This window comes from Vibrio sp. Vb1574 (assembly GCF_033338675.1).
Genome location: NZ_JAWOTC010000403.1, coordinates 1 through 1,094, shown reverse-complemented (window position 1 = coordinate 1,094; position 1,094 = coordinate 1). Strand labels below are relative to the sequence as shown.

The window sequence follows — 1,094 nt, the reverse complement described above, 5'->3', positions numbered from 1 at the left end:
CCAAATACAAATCAAGCCAAGCTTGGGCGGCTTCCCGGTCAATAAACAAATCGATGACCTCTTGCGCTGGCTGTTTATCGAGGTTGGACAACGCTCTAAAAAATCGCGTGTAGTCGGTATGATTCTGATTAAGCAGTTCAAACATCGACTCAAACAAACGTCCGTCTTCTGCAATTTTTGTTTTCAAACCCAGCTTACTGCGCATCAAGCGGCTAAACTGCTGGCTTAAACGCCCTTCAAATTGGCTCAGTGCCTGTTCTAAATCTTCTCGCTCGACGAGCGGTGATAAGGCATGCGCCAAAGCAGAAAGATTCCACAGGGCAATTCGCGGTTGCTGCTCGAACGCATAACGCCCCTGATAATCAGAATGGTTACAAATGTACCCCGGTTCATAATCGTCGAGAAAACCAAATGGCCCGTAATCAAAGGTTTGCCCGAGAATTGACATGTTATCGGTGTTCATCACGCCATGAGCAAACCCATACGCTTGCCAGTAAGCAATCATGTCCGCTGTTTTCTGAACAATTTCACCAAACATTGCAGCGTATGGCTTCTCTGCCGACGCACAATCAGCAAAGTGCCACTCGATGACTTTGTCCGCCAGCAACTTTTGCTCTGCCAATTGATTGGTATAGAAAAGGTGCTCGAAATGGCCAAAACGCACGTGGGTCTCCGCCATACGAATCAACATTGCGCCGAATTCTGTTTTCTCGCGATAAACAGGCGTGTCACTAACCATCATGCCAAGAGCACGAGTCGTCGGGATCCCAAGCCCCGCCATGGCTTCACTACATAGATATTCACGAATGGTTGAGCGCAACACCGCCCTGCCGTCCCCCATTCGCGAGTAGGGTGTTAGCCCCGCGCCTTTAAGGTGAATATCAAACCAAGTGCCATTTTGATGCTCAATTTCCGCCAACAGCAATCCACGTCCATCGCCCAAGTCGGGGTTGTAGACGCCAAACTGATGCCCTGCGTATTTCATCGCCAGAGGACGAAACGGTTCGAATTCGCTTTGCCCAGAAAAAACCGCCAATAACTCATCGTTTTGCTCTGCTGGTAAACCAAACTGCTGTGCAAACTCACCATTCCAA

General features: G+C 49.0%; 1 protein-coding gene. It reads right to left on the bottom strand.

All coding sequences use genetic code 11. The annotated features are described in order from the left end of the window. On the bottom strand, positions 1–1,094 hold a 1,094-nt coding region (locus R7O12_RS26470; protein ID WP_318127045.1), incomplete at both ends, for a protein adenylyltransferase SelO.